Genomic DNA, 15028 nt, shown 5'->3' with positions numbered 1-15028 from the left:
CAAAGATCCTAGTTTAGATTGCAAGGGAGAAGGGAGACGAGCGACCCCGGCGGACTCGAAGAGGGACGAAGTCTATCGAATTCGCCTTGGGAACGCGCGAGTAAGGAGCAGGGGAGAGCAAAAACACCGAGTAAAGTGATTTAAAACTTAGTATTATTTAGTTTCGATCTAAAAAACTTTAAAAAATAAGAATTTAGCTTTATTAAGGCTTGATTTAAGTCAAAATTTTCTCCGGCGCTCCCCTTCCCCCTGCTCCCCAGCAGCCTTTTACCAGTAAGTTTTCGATCTACTGAGTTTAGATGGGGGGTAGGGTGTAGGCAAATATTATGACACTTTAAGTTAAATTCCTTTGAAAACTCAATAAACGCAACCACAGAGAAGGATATCGTTGTTTTGTTCCCTCAGACAGTTGCTTCAAGGCTTGGGAAAACCAGGAAGAAAAGAAGAGATTTTTCAAACTATCAGCAGTAAAGTCAAAATAAGACCCCAACCAACGAATTAAGTCTTTATTTCCGGCCATTTCCCAAATCCACAGCAATAAAGCAGGATTTTTTCTGGCTGCTTTTAAAGCAAGGCGGGTAAACATCAACCAGGTTGTCTTATCCTTAATAAACGTATCGGCTACCTCTGGGGGAGAATCAGCTAATAAACCAAAGAAAGTGTTTAACATGGCATTAATACGCTGTGGCGGTAAGGTTTTACCGGTAGGAACCATCATTCCTTTAGAAAATAACCAAGTCACTGCCACATTACTTTGATAAGCCCGAATTTGGTTCAAATCCGCTGCCTTGAGTAAATCCTGTTTTAAACAAAAATCTAATAGATAGGTTAATTTGTCTAAATTACGGACTAAGGAGCCAAAACCTGTAAAAATTAAGGGAGATTGTAAGGAGGCTGCATCTCCAATGGCTAACAATCGATCAAAAGCCACCTTGCGATCGCTTTTACTCCCACTAAAATGACCAGGAATATAACCAAAGGTTGGCTTTTTCCACGTCAATTGTTCGGGATCACAACGACGATATTCTGGCAAAATATTGAAGAAATCTTCATACATTTCTAATAAAGAACCGGGGTTATCGGGATGAACTTGATGATAATGAAACAGATAAATCGTTAATTCATCTCCTTCCCCTGGAAACAATTCCCAAATCAATTGTCTACCCCGAGAAATATCACCATGAGAGTTTAAAACATCCCCATATTGATGATCCCAAACTTCAGGGGCAAACCCTTCAACAATCGCCCCAACCGTAGGACAAACACTATCAAATGTACGCTGACCATTTAATTGCCAAGCAATAGGGGAAGCCGTCCCCATGGCATCAATTAATAACCGTCCTCGAACTATTTTCGTTTCTGTTGTTTCTAAATTAACTAAGTTAACGGTTACTCCTTCTGGGTCAATATTCCCTTTAATAAATTCCGTTCTTTCCCAGATTTCTCCCCCCGCTTGTTTTAATTTATCGCCACAGAGTTTAAGAAATTTCGTGGTATCAATGGCAATATTTAAAACCTTGGGCGTGTGTAACACATCGGCTTTTAAATGCGGCGGATTATTACCATCAAAAAATTTATTAAATCCATCAATATATTCTTTGGCAATAATTGATTCAAATTCATCTACTGTAAATAAACCCAAATCAATCAAACTTTGAAACTCAGATCGAGAAATATTCCATTCCCGGTTCATCCGTCCAAACACTAACCGTTCTACTAGAACAACCCGATAGCCTAATTGTGCCATGACAGCAGCGTGAATGACCCCTAAAGCCCCGCCAACATAAATTAGGTCATAAGTAGTGGTTGAAGGGGTCGGGGGCTGATTTTGTTGAAAAATAACTTGTTTGGGTTGTTGAGGATTTTTGACCCCTTCTCGCCATCGTTTTTCCCACCAATAGACCCGTTGCAAATCCGTGTTTCCTTGGGGCATTTTCCGAAAAAAATGCACTGTTTTCGGGTAATGAGGTTCTAAGGCTTCAAAAATTGAGGAAGCAGAACTATCTAACTCTGGTAACTGAGGATATCGTTGAGGAAATGCCTTTCTAATCTCATTTTCTAACTGAAGACAGACCTTTGCTTGTGAGGGAAAGGGTTGAGGTCCCCAACGAAAAATTTTCAGATAGGTGGTTCGCTGTACGGACCAGACAAAGATCGATAATTCTGTCTCTTGTGACAAGGATGGGGCAACAGGAGAAATTCCTTGTAAACGAACCCCATCTGGTGTAATCTTCTTTTTGCCGGTTAGAGGAGTCCAATGCTGTTGTAACCAGTGACGAACTTCATCGGTGTTGGGGTTGGGAATTTCTAGATAAGTAATTTCCTTCATTGCGATATGTTAAGAAAATCAAAATTAAGCCAAAGTGCAGGTTTCATTCGGTTGAAAGTAAGCTAAACTTTCCGTTACTGTATTCTGAGAGACGCTTAAGAAAAGTTTACATTTTGTGATCGATTCAGACAATTAACAATAACCTTATGCATTATCCCATTCCAGAGAGTCCAGAAGAAATATTTGCCCTCCGTAGTCGGCCCGTTGATGAGGAAATGATCGCCGTTGCCATTACTGGAGTGATTAATCTTGCCCGTTCTCAGGGACAATCTTTAGACGAGTTAACGGCCGAAGTCTTACAAGATGATCCCTTGTTGGATAGAGTCCAACGTCGCTGGTTAAGTGATTTAGTTCGCCAAGCATGGCAAGCGTTTCCTTAAACAATTATGAATTATTAACGATGAGTTGTTAAGAACTTTCTCATTTTTAAACAATTTCTATCAGCGTCAACCCGAATATAGTCTAATTCGTCGGTTAATTTATCCATAAAAAAAAGACCGCGATCGCTTTCTAATTCTAGCGGGTCAATGTTTTGTTGTGTCAGTTCAGCTAATTTTCCTTGTAGATCAAAAAACGGCCCTTGGTTCCAAATTAGAATATCAACCCAAGTCTGATAAAAATTAACGTTAATAATAATCGGGACGGTGGGGGGTAAATGATTGTGAGCATAAAGAAACCGTATTGGTAAACCCTTCGGATAAAGCGAGTTTACATTCCCATAAGATTCTCGGGGATAAATACGCTTTCGCAATGGATTCAAACCAAACTAAAATTCTTTCTAGTGCTATGATTTCAGTCTTAACAACCAGTTGAAAAGGCTTAAGTAAAGACTGATGTTTTTTATCGCCGTTATTAGACTGCACCACTATTCTTATTAAATAAAATCAACACAGTCTTAAAGATCAGTTGCAGATCGTACCAGTGACTCCAATTTTTTTGATATCTTAAATCTAATTCGATCACCTGTTCAAAATTCGTAATCCGCGATCGCCCGTACACTTGCCACTCTCCTGTCATACCGGGTTTAACGTTTAAGCGTTGCCATTGGGGAACTTCATACCGTTCCACTTCGTCTGGGGTTGGGGGACGGGTTCCCACTAAACTCATTTCTCCTTTTAAAACATTCCAAAATTGAGGTAATTCGTCTAAGCTAGTACGCCGTAAAAAACGCCCTATTTTTGTAATACGAGGGTCATGGGTATTTTTAAAGATCGCCCCTTGTGCTTGGTTGGGAACCTTCTGTTTGAGGGCTTCAGCATTAGCGCACATGGAACGAAACTTAATAATCTTAAAGCGTTTGCTCATCCAACCACAACGGGTTTGCTGGAAAAAGATTGGGCCTGGGCTATCTAATTTTATGGTAATGGCGATGGGGATGAATAAAACACCCGTAATTAATAAACCCACTGACCCCCCCACAATATCCAGGGTTCGCTTTATCCAGCAACGAACAGAGGGGTGGGTTTCAGGGGGCTGTATGGAGGTAGTGGGGGTTTGATAAGTTTCGAGGGTGGCGGTGATGGGGATAATCTCATCAAGTCCCGTCATAGATAACACCGCCATCACTGGGGGAGGGGTTTGATAGAGAATTAGAGACACATTTTGGCTTTTTGCGGCCTTAAAATTATGGACTAACGCCCCGACCCCACTACTATCCATAAATTCAGTTTCGCTGAAGTCTAGAATTAGCTGCTTAGGGAGAGATCCTGAAGCCAAATATTGATGACACACCTGTTTGAAATGGACTGCCTCTAATACGGTGAGGCGTTTGGGCATTTTCATCACAGGGTAATTGTCAACAATAACAATGGGAAAAGGGGTGTCTGGCGTTTGGATAGTCATCACCTGTTATGGATTAGTCCATTGATATTAGCGCAGGGGACGCTTTCCTTTTTCCTGCTGCATTTTTTCTTTTGCCTTGCTTGCGCTGCGTCTGAGGGCTTGGAGACGAGATTCATATTGTTTCCGTTGCCGACGGTTAGGGGTCTGTTCAATGAGTGTTTTGAACGCACTGCCAAGACTTTTATAGGCGTTGGGCAAAGTATAACCAAAACGGGTGGCTAAGGCAATAGCTTTCTCATCAGCTTCAATGGATTCTTTTAATTTTTTTTCTCCATTGTTTTTCTGCCAGAGTCGATACCCAGAAATACCACATAAAGCCAAAGCTAAGAGGAGAAGCAAGCCATCTTGTACCCAAAGTTCTCCCACTGCCCCACCTAAACCAATAGCTAGGGCGGCCATTTCCCATCCTTCTCTGGGAATGGTATCGTTTTGAATACGGGCGACTTCGTGCCAGAATAATAGATTTCGCTGGTCTATGGCTAAATTTTCCCATTTAGCTAAGTCGATTTGAATTTCTACTTCGTCTCTTCCCAATTCTTCACAGCGTATGAGAGGGGGATTGATTTCCGTACTCCCTTCTACCATTACCCAGTTTTGTAGTTCTGGGGGCAGTAATGTTTTTAACCGCCTTAGCTCACTCATTTCTGCTCTAGCAGAAGAAGTTACATAGGTCATAGTCTTATAACAATTCTTTTATTTATTATCTCAGGATTTTATCTTAGCAAAAATTCTGGTTGAAAGGCTCATAGTTTTGGGTGGACTGGCGTTAAGAAATGGTTTTGTGAGAAACCGAACCTTTGAGGACGGGTTTCACCCTAACTTCTCATTTTTTTAAATTTTACATTTCGTTACAATGGGATTAAGAAACAGCGATGTAAGATAAAATCGCTGACACGATAGGAGGTTATTCATATGAATAACAATATAAGAGTTGGAAATTTATTTGGTATTCCTTTTTATGTTAACCCCTCATGGTTTTTAGTATTGGGGTTAGTTACGTTTAGTTATGGGGGACAGTTAGCCTACTTTCAAGAATTGAATGGCGTTGTCCCTTGGATTTTAGGGTTTGTGGCTGCTATCTTATTATTTGCTTCTGTATTGGCTCACGAATTAGGTCATAGTTTTGTGGCTATTTCTCAAGGAATTAATGTTAAATCGATTACTTTATTTTTGTTTGGAGGATTGGCTAGTTTAGAAAAAGAATCTGACAGTCCGTTAGAGGCTTTTTTAGTTGCAATAGCCGGACCGGTGGTTAGTCTATTACTGGCTGCTATTCTCTTTATTGTTGCTTTTAATGTTGCTTTTCCGGCACCCATTGAAGCCATTATTCAACTGTTAGCTTCTATTAACTTAGTGCTAGGATTATTTAACTTAATTCCTGGTCTCCCTTTGGATGGAGGAAACATCTTAAAATCTTTGGTCTGGAAGATTACAGGGAACCCTAATAAAGGGATTATTTTTGCCAGTCGCGTAGGTCAAGTCTTTGGCTGGTTAGCGGTTGCCGTTGGTGGTTTATCCATTTTAGGTCTGATCCAATTTGGTAACTTTTGGACTCTATTAATTGGTTTCTTCTTGTTACAAAATGCTGGTGTTTCTGCCCAGTCTGCACAGGTACAAGAAACCCTCAATGGTTATACAGCAGAAGACGCGGTAATTCCTGATAGTCCTATTGTTTCTAGTGAGTTAACCATTCGTGAATTTGTCAATGATTATGTCATTGGGAAAAATCAGTGGAGAAAGTTCTTAGTGGTTAATACAGAAGGTAACTTATCTGGGGTTTTAAAAGTAGACGGATTGAAAAAAGTTCCTACCTCTAGTTGGACTGAGATGACGGTTTCTGAAGTTATGGAACCTGTCAAAGACATCATTACGATTAAGTCCAATGAAACCCTGTTAGAAGTGGTGAAAATGCTAGAAAATGATCCCCAACAACAACTAACAGTCATAGGCGATAATGGAAGAGTTTTAGGACTACTCGAAAAGAATTCTATTATCAAATTACTCGAAAAAGACAAACAAGCTCAAGCTGCGTAAGCCAAGATATTGAGATCAGTTTGCGACTTTATAAAATAGAGTGTAGGGGCATAATATATTATGCCCCTACCCATTTTTGTATGTAACAAATAGTAGGGGTCAACGGCTGTTGACCCCTATAATATTGGTTAGGTTGAACCATCACAGTTCACGGTTAAAAAGGAAGACGAGGCACTTTACTGACAAATCCTTCGATACTTTGATAAATTTCCGCTAAGCGATCGCCGTCTACATGAATTTCTTCGGTCGGATAGTTCTCAAAGATTTCAATTAAGCGTATATTTTTATCCGATAAGGCCGAGGTCACTAACGCCCCTCTCAAGGATTCTCTGTTAGCCCGTTTTGAGGGGGTATGAATCACTTCTCCTACAGGATCGAGAACCATACTACCAGCAAAACTATTGAGAACTTTTGATAAGAAAACCGGGTCAACATCGACATTATTATTCAATAATGCCCTGAGTTCTTCTGGCTCTTTATTTGCTAATTTAAGATAGGCTCTCAGGGATCTTGACGCTTCTCCTGTATCGGCCAATTGACTTAACTCTTCAACGGAGACCGATTCTCGTAAAATACTATATTTCAAGATAACTGTTTCAGCCGCTTGACTAGGCAGTTTAGCTGAAACGATTCCGAAAATAGCCAGCAAGAGACTCAAGATCATTTGAGGTTTCTTCCCTTGCTTTTTATGCTGTGCTGTCATCGTTAATTTATTACCTATTACTATTCATATTCTTATGTTTCTTATTATAAAGAAACAATCAAATAATGATTCTGAAACTTTGCCCCTTTTACCGATTGTCCGGCTAAGGGTCCGGGTAATTCAATATTACGGCGTTGATCTCCGGCTTCCACGGTCAACTCTGGTCCATACTGGGTTAATTTGACTTGTTTTTTCTCAAATCCAGGTAAAAATACCTTGACTTGACGGTTAGTAACATCAATGGTCACTGGTTTAGGCGCTTGAGAGTCCCCTAAAAATTGCGGTAGCGCATCCATTAAGGGTTGCCAGTTATCCCCCTCACGTTTAGGGAAAGAAGACAGGGTTAAGGGGTCAAATTCTTCGGCTAAAGCGGTTGTTTCACCCTGGTTAACAATGACACCCCGAACCGTTAAACCCACTTGTTGCGCCCCACCCCAAAAATATTTAGCTGCGGCGATAGCCATCTCGTCTTCTGTGGTGACCAAATAAGCCGCCACCCGATTAGCATCGGCTAAAGCAGCCTTTCCTGACTGTAAAATATCATTAGCTGGGGTATTTTTAAGATCATCCGGACTCCAGGACACATTTAAAATAGCACTGGTGATAGGTTGTACAAACGGGGCCAACGCTTTACCCACATCAGACTCCGTTAACACCTCCCGAAACCGTCGAACATACCAACTCATAATCTCTGGAATACTAAACATCCGTAAGGTGTTTAAGGCACTGTCTCCGTCATAGACAATGACATCATACTCCTTGCTTTGTTCGTATTCTCGTAAAGCATTCATAGCTAGGGCCCCATCCATTCCAGGTAACACCCCTAACTCTTGGCCGTAGACATTTTTTAGGGTCGGCGATCGCAAATATTGCGCTTCTAATTCCTTAATCTCTTCCCATCCTTTTGAAAGTAACTGGGCCGATTGTAAAGCCATTACTTTTAAATTAGGTTCAATTTCTGTTGGAGAGGCTTCTAAAGTTGTTCCCCATAAACGATTTAAGACTGGACTCGAATCTTGAGACAAGAAGAGGACACGAGAGCCCCCCTTTGCCAGTTTTTTAGCTGTAGCGATGGCCACTGTTGAGCGACCACTACCGCCTTTGCCTAAAAAGGTTAAAATCAAAGCCATGAGTTATCAAAAATTATTTTTTTATGAATTCAGTTTCCCACTGTTTCCCATCTTACCAACAGACAAATAAGGGGAACTCTGTCTGAGGGTGAGGGAGAAGCTTTGAGATGGGTAAAATCAAGATTCCTTAATCATCGCCACCGTTAACCGTTGCTTCTCCCAAAACAAAGTAGATTATTCCACCGGTTTGAGTTCATCCCCAAAAAACCAAGTCGCGGTTTGATCAGCAAACTCGACCACTGCACCGATTCCACTGCCATCAGTCATTTTAAATTCCTTGATGGTCCCTTCTTTACCCAGTTTATCAACCAGTTTTCCAGAGACGCGATCGCGAAGACGGATTACTTTTACTTTCTGCCCGATTTCCATGCCCAAATTTACTAATCTATTAATGAACCATTCCCCAGTTTAGCCGAATCTGGCCCATTATTGATGGTTAAAATTTTCTGAAGTTATCGGGAACAACTCGACAAAAGTAGCTGACATTTAATACAATACGCCATTAATTCCTAACTTGTTGGTATTAATAATTGATTATGACCATTACCCTAAAAGCTAGTCTTCAAGGGTCGTCAACCAGACGATACCTAGAACTGCTACAAATCTTAGTCGAAAGAAATTTAAAAGGACGCTATCGAGGCTCATTTTTAGGGGTGTATTGGTCATTGTTGAATCCCCTGATTATGACGGGGTTGTATTCAGCTATTTTTGGCACAGCGTTTGCACAATATTACGATGATTCGACCTTTAACTATATTTTGGCTGCCTTCACTGGCTTAATTGTCATCAATTTTTTTTCCTCTTCTACCAGCCAAGCGTTAACTAGTGTGGTGGGAAATGGGTCATTGTTGAATAAGGTTCGTTTACCCATTACCATTTTTCCGGTTTCAATGATTGTGGCCAATATCTTTCAATTTCTCATGGGGCCATTGCCTTTATTGGCCATTGTTACTTTAATCATTTCTAAAAATGTCCTCAACGTTATTGCGCTAATCTTCCCTTTGATAGCCTTGAGTTTTGTGTGTACAGGGGTAGGGTTTTTTGTCAGTGCGTTGTATGTTTTTTTCCGAGATTTACCCTATTTTTATGAGCTAATTTGTTTTGTTCTTTGGATTAGCTCCCCTGTCTTTTATCCGGCTGAAATTGTTCCCAGTTCGGTCAAATCCTTCTTACTCCTTAACCCGCTCATTCCAATTATTGAGAGTATTCGCCAGATATCTTTATCCGGTGCTTTCCCTGATGTAACCTTAATTTTACATTCATTTTTAAATGGTTTCATCCTTTTGGTGTTAGGCTGGATGTGTTTCCGCTCCTGGCAAAAAAACTTTATGGACTTGCTCTAAAGGTTAAATGGTAGAAGCAATTAGACTCGATCAAGTTTCCCTATGGCGTAGAACCCAAGAAGAGTTTTCTTATGATTTAAAGAAAACCATCCTATCTATGTTAGAGGGGAAATACCGTCAACCGTCAAGAAAATTAATTCTTGACCGTATTAATCTGACGGTTCATGCTGGGGAAAAAATCGGTATCATCGGCGCTAATGGGTCAGGAAAATCCACCCTACTCAAAGTGATCACAGGGATTTTAGAACCCACATCCGGCCAAATTCGGGTTAAGGGCGAAATCGCACCCTTGATAGAATTAGGGGCAGGATTTGACGGAGAATTGTCCGTAACTGATAATATAATTCTTTACGGCGTTATGTTAGGCTTCCCTCGTCAAGAGATGAAAGAGCGTGTGGCCTCTATTTTAGAGTTTGCCGATTTAACGGACTATAGCTTAGCTCCGGTTAAAGCTCTTTCTTCAGGGATGACTGCCCGTTTAGGGTTTTCCATTGCGACAGATGTCGAGCCAGATATCTTAATCCTAGATGAAGTGTTATCCGTTGGCGATGAAAGCTTTAAGCATAAATGTCAAAAGCGGATGGATAGATTATGGGGACATCATACAACGATTTTAGTGGTTTCCCATGGATTGGATTTCATTCAACAATCTTGCGATCGCGCGATTTGGCTCGATCAAGGCAAAGTTCGCTTTATTGGCGATACCGATGAAGCGATTCATCGTTATCTGATCTCTGTTCAAGAAAATTCAACATTAGAATTACATAATCATCTATGAAAATTTTAATTACTGGGGGTGCGGGCTATATTGGCTCGATTTTAACCCCAACTTTATTGGCCCAAGGCTATGAAGTGACCGTATTAGACAGTTTTATGTTTGGCCAAAATAGTTTGGCTGATTGCTGTCAGTATGACACCTTTAATGTGGTACGGGGAGACTGTCGTAATGAATCTTTAATCAAAGAATTACTCAAAGACGCTGATGTAATTATCCCCTTAGCTGCTTTGGTGGGTGCGCCCCTATGTAGTCGGGATGAAGTGGGAACCCGTACCGTTAACTACGAAGCGGTTAAAATGATTTGTGATTTAGCGAGTCCTCAACAACGGATTTTAATGCCTGTGACCAATAGTGGTTATGGCATTGGAGAATCCGGTAAATTCTGTACAGAAGAGTCTCCGTTACGTCCCATTTCTCTGTACGGAACCACCAAAGTCGAAGCCGAAAAAGCGGTTTTAGAACGGGAAAATAGTATGACCTTCCGACTGGCCACTGTGTTCGGAATGTCCCCGAGAATGCGGGTTGATTTGTTGGTTAATGACTTTGTTTATCGTGCTTTTTACGATCGCGCTGTGGTCATTTTTGAAGGGCATTTTAAGCGGAATTATATTCATATTCGAGATGTCGCTAAAGTCTTTGTCCATGGGATTGAAAATTTTGAAACCATGAAAGGCAAACCCTACAACGTGGGTTTAGAAGATGCCAATCTCTCTAAATTAGAATTATGCGCTGAAATAAAAAAATATTTACCTAAATTTGTCTATTTAGAAGCGCCCATTGGCGAAGATCCCGACAAACGAGACTATATTGTCTCTAATGCGCGCATTCTCAAAACAGGGTTTGAACCAGAATGGCCTTTAAGTCGGGGAATTCGAGAATTAATTAAAGGTTATACCATTCTCCGCAATAGTATTTATTCCAATGTCTAGAAAAACTAGGGAAACTTAGGGTAAAAATGCAAGATTTTCGGTAAAAAAGCGAGAAAATTCTTGCATTTTTCTCTTAATCCCTCTGTCTCACCCCCAAATCCCAATACTACTCAGGTTTTACTCAAAACCCTAGTTGAGACTTCAAGGGAGACGAGCGACCCCGGTCGGGTTCCCCGACAAGCGTGAACGCGCGAGGAGAAGGGAGCTTTCTTGCGGGGGAGAAAACCGAAAAGCCCTCTCCTCAGCGAAGGTCTCCCTGCTCCTCTGCTTGCCTTAAAGAAAAGTCAAAATCCAAAACCTACGCAGTATTGCCCAACTCCCCACAGCCCACACCCGAAAATTCCCATTAAATTAGGCATTACTTAACTAAACCTCGTGGTAAGTTACCTAAAAGAGGTCAACAAACTTATCAAAAATCTCTATTATCGTAATGAGAGATAATTCTCTATAATAGATTTTCCTTATAACCTTTTGTGGTAATTGATAAGCTAGGAATAAGTCCATTACCCAGGCTTAGATCAAATCCGCTAAACTTGCTTGATTATTAACAACGATTATGTCAACCCTTGTTATTGTTGAATCACCCACCAAAGCCCGTACCATTAGAAATTATTTACCCCAAGGATACCAAGTGGAGGCATCCATGGGCCATGTTCGAGATCTCCCGGCCTCGGCCGATGAAATACCACCCTCTTACAAAGATAAAGACTGGGCAAACCTAGGGGTCAATGTAGAAAATGGCTTTGAACCCATTTATGTTATCCCCAAGGGCAAAAAAAAGGTGGTTCAGGGGTTAAAATCAGCCTTAAAAAGCGCAGATGAATTGATCTTAGCCACTGACGAAGATAGAGAAGGGGAAAGCATCAGTTGGCATTTATTACAACTTCTCAAGCCCAAAGTCCCTATTAAACGGATGGTGTTCCACGAAATTACCCGTGAAGCCATTCAAAAATCCCTCCAAAATTGTCGGGATATTGACGAAAACTTAGTTCACGCCCAAGAAACCAGAAGAATTTTAGACCGTTTATACGGTTACACCCTCTCTCCTCTACTCTGGAAAAAAATCGCTTGGGGACTGTCTGCCGGACGGGTTCAATCCGTGGCCGTACGGTTATTAGTGCAACGGGAACGCGATCGCCTGGCGTTCCAATCTGGGGGTTATTGGGATCTTAAAGCCTTACTCGAAAAGGAAAACAGTCCCTTTGAAGCCAAATTAATCACCCTAGGAGGCAAGAAAATCGCCACAGGGTCAGATTTTGACCCCAACACCGGGAAAATTGCTCAGGGGCGCGATGTGGTGCTGCTCAACGAACAAGAAGCCAACACCCTTAAAGAAAGATTAGACGGGAAAACTTGGACCGTTACCAAAAAAGAAGAAAAAGCCACCACCCGTAAACCTTACGCCCCCTTTACCACCTCCACCCTCCAACAAGAATCAAACCGCAAATTGAGCATATCAGCGCGAGATACCATGCGCATTGCTCAAAAACTCTATGAAGAAGGTTATATCACCTATATGCGGACTGACTCGGTTCACTTGTCTGATGAAGCCATTAAAGCAGCGAGAACCTGCGTTGAAGAAAAATATGGCAAGGAATATTTAAGTCCAAAACCCCGACAATACACCACCAAAAGCAAAGGCGCCCAAGAGGCCCATGAAGCCATTCGCCCGGCCGGCAACCGTTTTCGCACGCCCCAAGAAACCGGGTTATCGGGACAAGAATTTGCCCTGTATGACCTCATTTGGAAGCGTACCGTCGCTTGTCAGATGGCTAACGCCAAATTAACTCAGATTAGCGTTCTTTTGGACGTAGAAGACGCAGGGTTTCGCTCCTCTGGTAAACGAATCGATTTTCCTGGCTTTTTCAGGGCTTATGTGGAAGGGTCTGATGATCCCGATGCAGCGATCGAAGATCAAGAGGTGATCTTACCGCCCCTAGCAGAAGGGGATCACCCGGACTGCAAAGAATTAGATGTCTTGGGCCACGAAACCCAACCCCCGGCGCGGTATACCGAAGCGTCTTTAGTGAAAATGTTGGAAGGAGAAGGGGTGGGCCGGCCCAGTACCTACGCCAGTATTATCGGGACGATCCGCGATCGCGGTTATGCTCAAATGCGGAGTAAGGCGTTAGTGCCTACGTTTACCGCCTTTGCCGTGGTAAATTTACTGGAAAACCATTTTCCTGACTTGGTGGATACAAAATTTACCTCAAAAATGGAGCAAACCCTCGACGAAATTGCCACAGGGGAAGCTCAATGGGTTCCCTATCTCCAAAAATTCTATTCAGGAGAAGAAGGGTTAGACACTCAAGTTAAAGTACGAGTGGATCAAATTGATCCAGGGGTGGCTAAAGCCATTAATTTGGACAATTTAGACGCAACGGTGAAAATTGGTAAGTTTGGTCCTTATGTTGAAGTTTTGGACGGGGAAGAGAAAATTACCGCCTCTATCCCGGCTGACTTAACCCCTTCGGATCTTAATCCGGAACAAGTTAATAAGTTATTGAAGCAAAAAACTGAAGGCCCTGAGAAGTTAGGGTTACACCCGGAAACCGGTGAACCGATTTATGTTTTGATCGGTAGTTACGGTCCCTATGTTCAGTTAGGAGAAGTCACAGAGGAAAATAAAAAACCAAAACGGGCTTCTTTACCCAAAGGAACTAATGTTGAAACTGTCACCCTAGACATGGCGGTGGGATTATTGGCCTTACCCCGTTTATTGGGAACTCATCCTGAGACTGGAGCAAAAATTAAAGCCAGTATCGGACGCTTTGGCCCCTATGTGGTTCATGATCAAGGGAAAAATGGCAAAGACTATCGATCGCTCAAAAAAGAGGATGATGTCTTAACGGTGACCTTAGAACGGGCTTTAGAATTATTGGCCCAACCCAAAAAAGGACGGGGTGGCGGTCGTACCAAGAAACCTTTAAAAGAGTTGGGGGTTCATCCTGACGATCAACAAGCGGTTAATGTTTACGAAGGTCCTTATGGGGTTTACGTCAAACATGGTAAGGTCAATGCTGGTCTACCCGAAGGGGAAACCGTTGAAAGCATTACCTTAGAAAAGGCCTTAGAATTGTTAGCAGCCAAAGCCTCTACTAAGAAGAAAACCACCCGTAAAAGCACTAGCAAAACTAAGAAAACGACCACAAAACGAACCACGAAAAGTAAAACCAGCACCCCGAAAAAGACAAACTCTTAAGGTTACTTGTCGGATAGGATCAATCTATCCGACATAGTTGTTACAATTCTTCTAAATAACTTAATAAATCGGCCATTTCCTGGGGATTGGGTTGAAATTTTGGCATCGGTGGGGTTTTTCCACTAATCACTTGTTGGATTAAACTGAGTTTAGATTTATGCTTTTGAACACGATGCAAACTCGGTCCGACAATTCCATCTGCGTCTATCCCATGACAACCAGCACAATTAATCTCAAAAATCGCCTGTCCCCGACTTATATCTCCTTGACGGGATAACACATCATTGATGTAGGGATCAGAAATTTGATGAAGATACCAACCGACTACCATAACGATAGCCAGAAAAATCATGCCTAAAATAATTAGGATTAGTCGTTGGATAGCATCCTTGGGTTGGATTAACTCTTCAGTCACAGTAGATTCAAGGGGCGATTGGGTTAGCCTTCTCTTTACATTTTGCAATCTTTTGGGGGTAAAAAGCTAGTTCCGTTAAGTAATGTAACAATTTAAGGGTAATTTTCCTCATAATATTAATTTTTTTAAAAAAACTTGACAAGATTGGGTTAGTAACTGAGAAAAAAAGCAATGACCCGTTAAGTTACCATAACAGATCACTGTAACCCTTGTCTGTTCGGTGCTTGACTGTTGTTTGAGGTTAGTTAAGTTATGATTTACTGACAATTTTCTCGAAAAAAGGGTTAAAAAAAGTTTATCAGTGGTGTACAATTAATATTTGT

14 protein-coding genes are annotated in these 15028 nt (G+C 41.6%); 6 read left to right on the top strand and 8 right to left on the bottom strand.

The genetic code is table 11. The features are described 5' to 3' along the window. Window positions 1–334 precede the first annotated feature (334 nt). Window positions 335–2329: an NAD(P)/FAD-dependent oxidoreductase gene (locus tag C4E06_RS18035; protein ID WP_107669354.1), complete on the bottom strand. Its 1995-nt coding sequence runs from the start codon at window positions 2327–2329 to the stop codon at window positions 335–337. A 146-nt stretch (window positions 2330–2475) separates the two neighbouring features. Here C4E06_RS18035 and C4E06_RS18030 point away from each other — a divergent pair, with 146 nt between their 5' ends. After that, the gene (locus C4E06_RS18030) at window positions 2476–2709 is read left to right on the top strand and encodes a hypothetical protein (RefSeq protein ID WP_107669353.1); all 234 of its coding nucleotides are present in this window, start codon (window positions 2476–2478) and stop codon (window positions 2707–2709) included. A gap of 14 nt (window positions 2710–2723) precedes the next feature. Here the strand turns inward: C4E06_RS18030 and C4E06_RS18025 are convergent, their stop codons facing one another. The 3 genes from C4E06_RS18025 to C4E06_RS18015 all read right to left on the bottom strand — a co-directional run bounded on the left by C4E06_RS18025 (window position 2724) and on the right by C4E06_RS18015 (window position 4846). After that, window positions 2724–3080 carry an ATP-binding protein gene (locus C4E06_RS18025; protein ID WP_198648787.1) on the bottom strand — a complete coding sequence of 119 codons (357 nt, stop codon included), beginning with the start codon at window positions 3078–3080 and terminating at the stop codon, window positions 2724–2726. A gap of 101 nt (window positions 3081–3181) precedes the next feature. Further along, window positions 3182–4171: an anti-sigma factor antagonist gene (locus C4E06_RS18020; protein ID WP_107669351.1), complete on the bottom strand. Its 990-nt coding sequence runs from the start codon at window positions 4169–4171 to the stop codon at window positions 3182–3184. A 27-nt stretch (window positions 4172–4198) separates the two neighbouring features. Then, window positions 4199–4846, bottom strand: coding sequence for a DUF3318 domain-containing protein (locus C4E06_RS18015; protein ID WP_107669350.1), 648 nt, complete (start codon window positions 4844–4846; stop codon window positions 4199–4201). Window positions 4847–5083: 237 nt separating this feature from the next. On the opposite strand from C4E06_RS18015, the gene C4E06_RS18010 reads away from it, so the two are divergent. Next, window positions 5084–6205, top strand: coding sequence for a site-2 protease family protein (locus C4E06_RS18010; protein ID WP_107669345.1), 1122 nt, complete (start codon window positions 5084–5086; stop codon window positions 6203–6205). 154 nt (window positions 6206–6359) lie between these two features. On the opposite strand, the gene C4E06_RS18005 is transcribed toward C4E06_RS18010, so the two are convergent. From C4E06_RS18005 to C4E06_RS17995, 3 genes are all read right to left on the bottom strand, one after another. Further along, window positions 6360–6908, bottom strand: a complete 549-nt coding sequence (locus C4E06_RS18005) for an alpha/beta hydrolase (RefSeq protein WP_107669343.1) — start codon at window positions 6906–6908, stop codon at window positions 6360–6362. A 44-nt stretch (window positions 6909–6952) separates the two neighbouring features. Continuing rightward, window positions 6953–8038, bottom strand: coding sequence for an ArsA family ATPase (locus C4E06_RS18000; protein ID WP_107669341.1), 1086 nt, complete (start codon window positions 8036–8038; stop codon window positions 6953–6955). A 174-nt stretch (window positions 8039–8212) separates the two neighbouring features. Beyond that, the gene (locus tag C4E06_RS17995; protein ID WP_107669339.1) at window positions 8213–8407 is read right to left on the bottom strand and encodes a DUF2862 domain-containing protein; all 195 of its coding nucleotides are present in this window, start codon (window positions 8405–8407) and stop codon (window positions 8213–8215) included. Window positions 8408–8574: 167 nt separating this feature from the next. Between C4E06_RS17995 and C4E06_RS17990 the strand changes: the two genes are divergently transcribed. The 4 genes from C4E06_RS17990 to topA all read left to right on the top strand — a co-directional run bounded on the left by C4E06_RS17990 (window position 8575) and on the right by topA (window position 14290). Further along, entirely contained in the window at window positions 8575–9381 is an 807-nt protein-coding gene (locus tag C4E06_RS17990) for an ABC transporter permease (protein WP_107669337.1), read from the top strand. Between the two features lie 7 nt (window positions 9382–9388). Beyond that, window positions 9389–10159 carry an ABC transporter ATP-binding protein gene (locus C4E06_RS17985; RefSeq protein WP_107669336.1) on the top strand — a complete coding sequence of 257 codons (771 nt, stop codon included), beginning with the start codon at window positions 9389–9391 and terminating at the stop codon, window positions 10157–10159. Next, entirely contained in the window at window positions 10156–11088 is a 933-nt protein-coding gene (locus C4E06_RS17980) for an NAD(P)-dependent oxidoreductase (RefSeq protein WP_107669334.1), read from the top strand. The genes C4E06_RS17985 and C4E06_RS17980 overlap by 4 nt, the downstream gene beginning before the upstream one ends. A gap of 556 nt (window positions 11089–11644) precedes the next feature. Then, window positions 11645–14290, top strand: coding sequence for a type I DNA topoisomerase (gene topA / locus C4E06_RS17975; RefSeq protein WP_107669332.1), 2646 nt, complete (start codon window positions 11645–11647; stop codon window positions 14288–14290). Between the two features lie 40 nt (window positions 14291–14330). Here topA and C4E06_RS17970 read toward each other — a convergent pair whose 3' ends face one another. Beyond that, a complete protein-coding gene (locus tag C4E06_RS17970) occupies window positions 14331–14705 on the bottom strand; it encodes a cytochrome c (RefSeq protein WP_107669331.1) in 375 nt (124 codons plus the stop codon). Window positions 14706–15028: the final 323 nt, after the last annotated feature.

The organism is Cyanothece sp. BG0011, assembly GCF_003013815.1.
In the GTDB taxonomy this organism is placed as follows: Bacteria; Cyanobacteriota; Cyanobacteriia; order Cyanobacteriales; family Microcystaceae; genus Crocosphaera.
Note: the sequence above shows the minus strand (reverse complement) of the source record. Positions and strands in the feature narration are given on the sequence as shown.

Excerpts from the sequence above, each read along its gene's own strand:
- C4E06_RS18035 (WP_107669354.1), bottom strand. The coding sequence starts at position 2,329 with ATGAAGGAAATTACTTATCTAGAAATTCCCAACCCCAACACCGATGAA.
- C4E06_RS18030 (WP_107669353.1), top strand. The coding sequence starts at position 2,476 with ATGCATTATCCCATTCCAGAGAGTCCAGAAGAAATATTTGCCCTCCGT.
- C4E06_RS18020 (WP_107669351.1), bottom strand. The coding sequence starts at position 4,171 with ATGACTATCCAAACGCCAGACACCCCTTTTCCCATTGTTATTGTTGAC.
- C4E06_RS18015 (WP_107669350.1), bottom strand. The coding sequence starts at position 4,846 with ATGACCTATGTAACTTCTTCTGCTAGAGCAGAAATGAGTGAGCTAAGG.
- C4E06_RS18010 (WP_107669345.1), top strand. The coding sequence starts at position 5,084 with ATGAATAACAATATAAGAGTTGGAAATTTATTTGGTATTCCTTTTTAT.
- C4E06_RS18005 (WP_107669343.1), bottom strand. The coding sequence starts at position 6,908 with ATGACAGCACAGCATAAAAAGCAAGGGAAGAAACCTCAAATGATCTTG.
- C4E06_RS18000 (WP_107669341.1), bottom strand. The coding sequence starts at position 8,038 with ATGGCTTTGATTTTAACCTTTTTAGGCAAAGGCGGTAGTGGTCGCTCA.
- C4E06_RS17995 (WP_107669339.1), bottom strand. The coding sequence starts at position 8,407 with ATGGAAATCGGGCAGAAAGTAAAAGTAATCCGTCTTCGCGATCGCGTC.
- C4E06_RS17990 (WP_107669337.1), top strand. The coding sequence starts at position 8,575 with ATGACCATTACCCTAAAAGCTAGTCTTCAAGGGTCGTCAACCAGACGA.
- C4E06_RS17985 (WP_107669336.1), top strand. The coding sequence starts at position 9,389 with ATGGTAGAAGCAATTAGACTCGATCAAGTTTCCCTATGGCGTAGAACC.
- C4E06_RS17980 (WP_107669334.1), top strand. The coding sequence starts at position 10,156 with ATGAAAATTTTAATTACTGGGGGTGCGGGCTATATTGGCTCGATTTTA.
- topA (WP_107669332.1), top strand. The coding sequence starts at position 11,645 with ATGTCAACCCTTGTTATTGTTGAATCACCCACCAAAGCCCGTACCATT.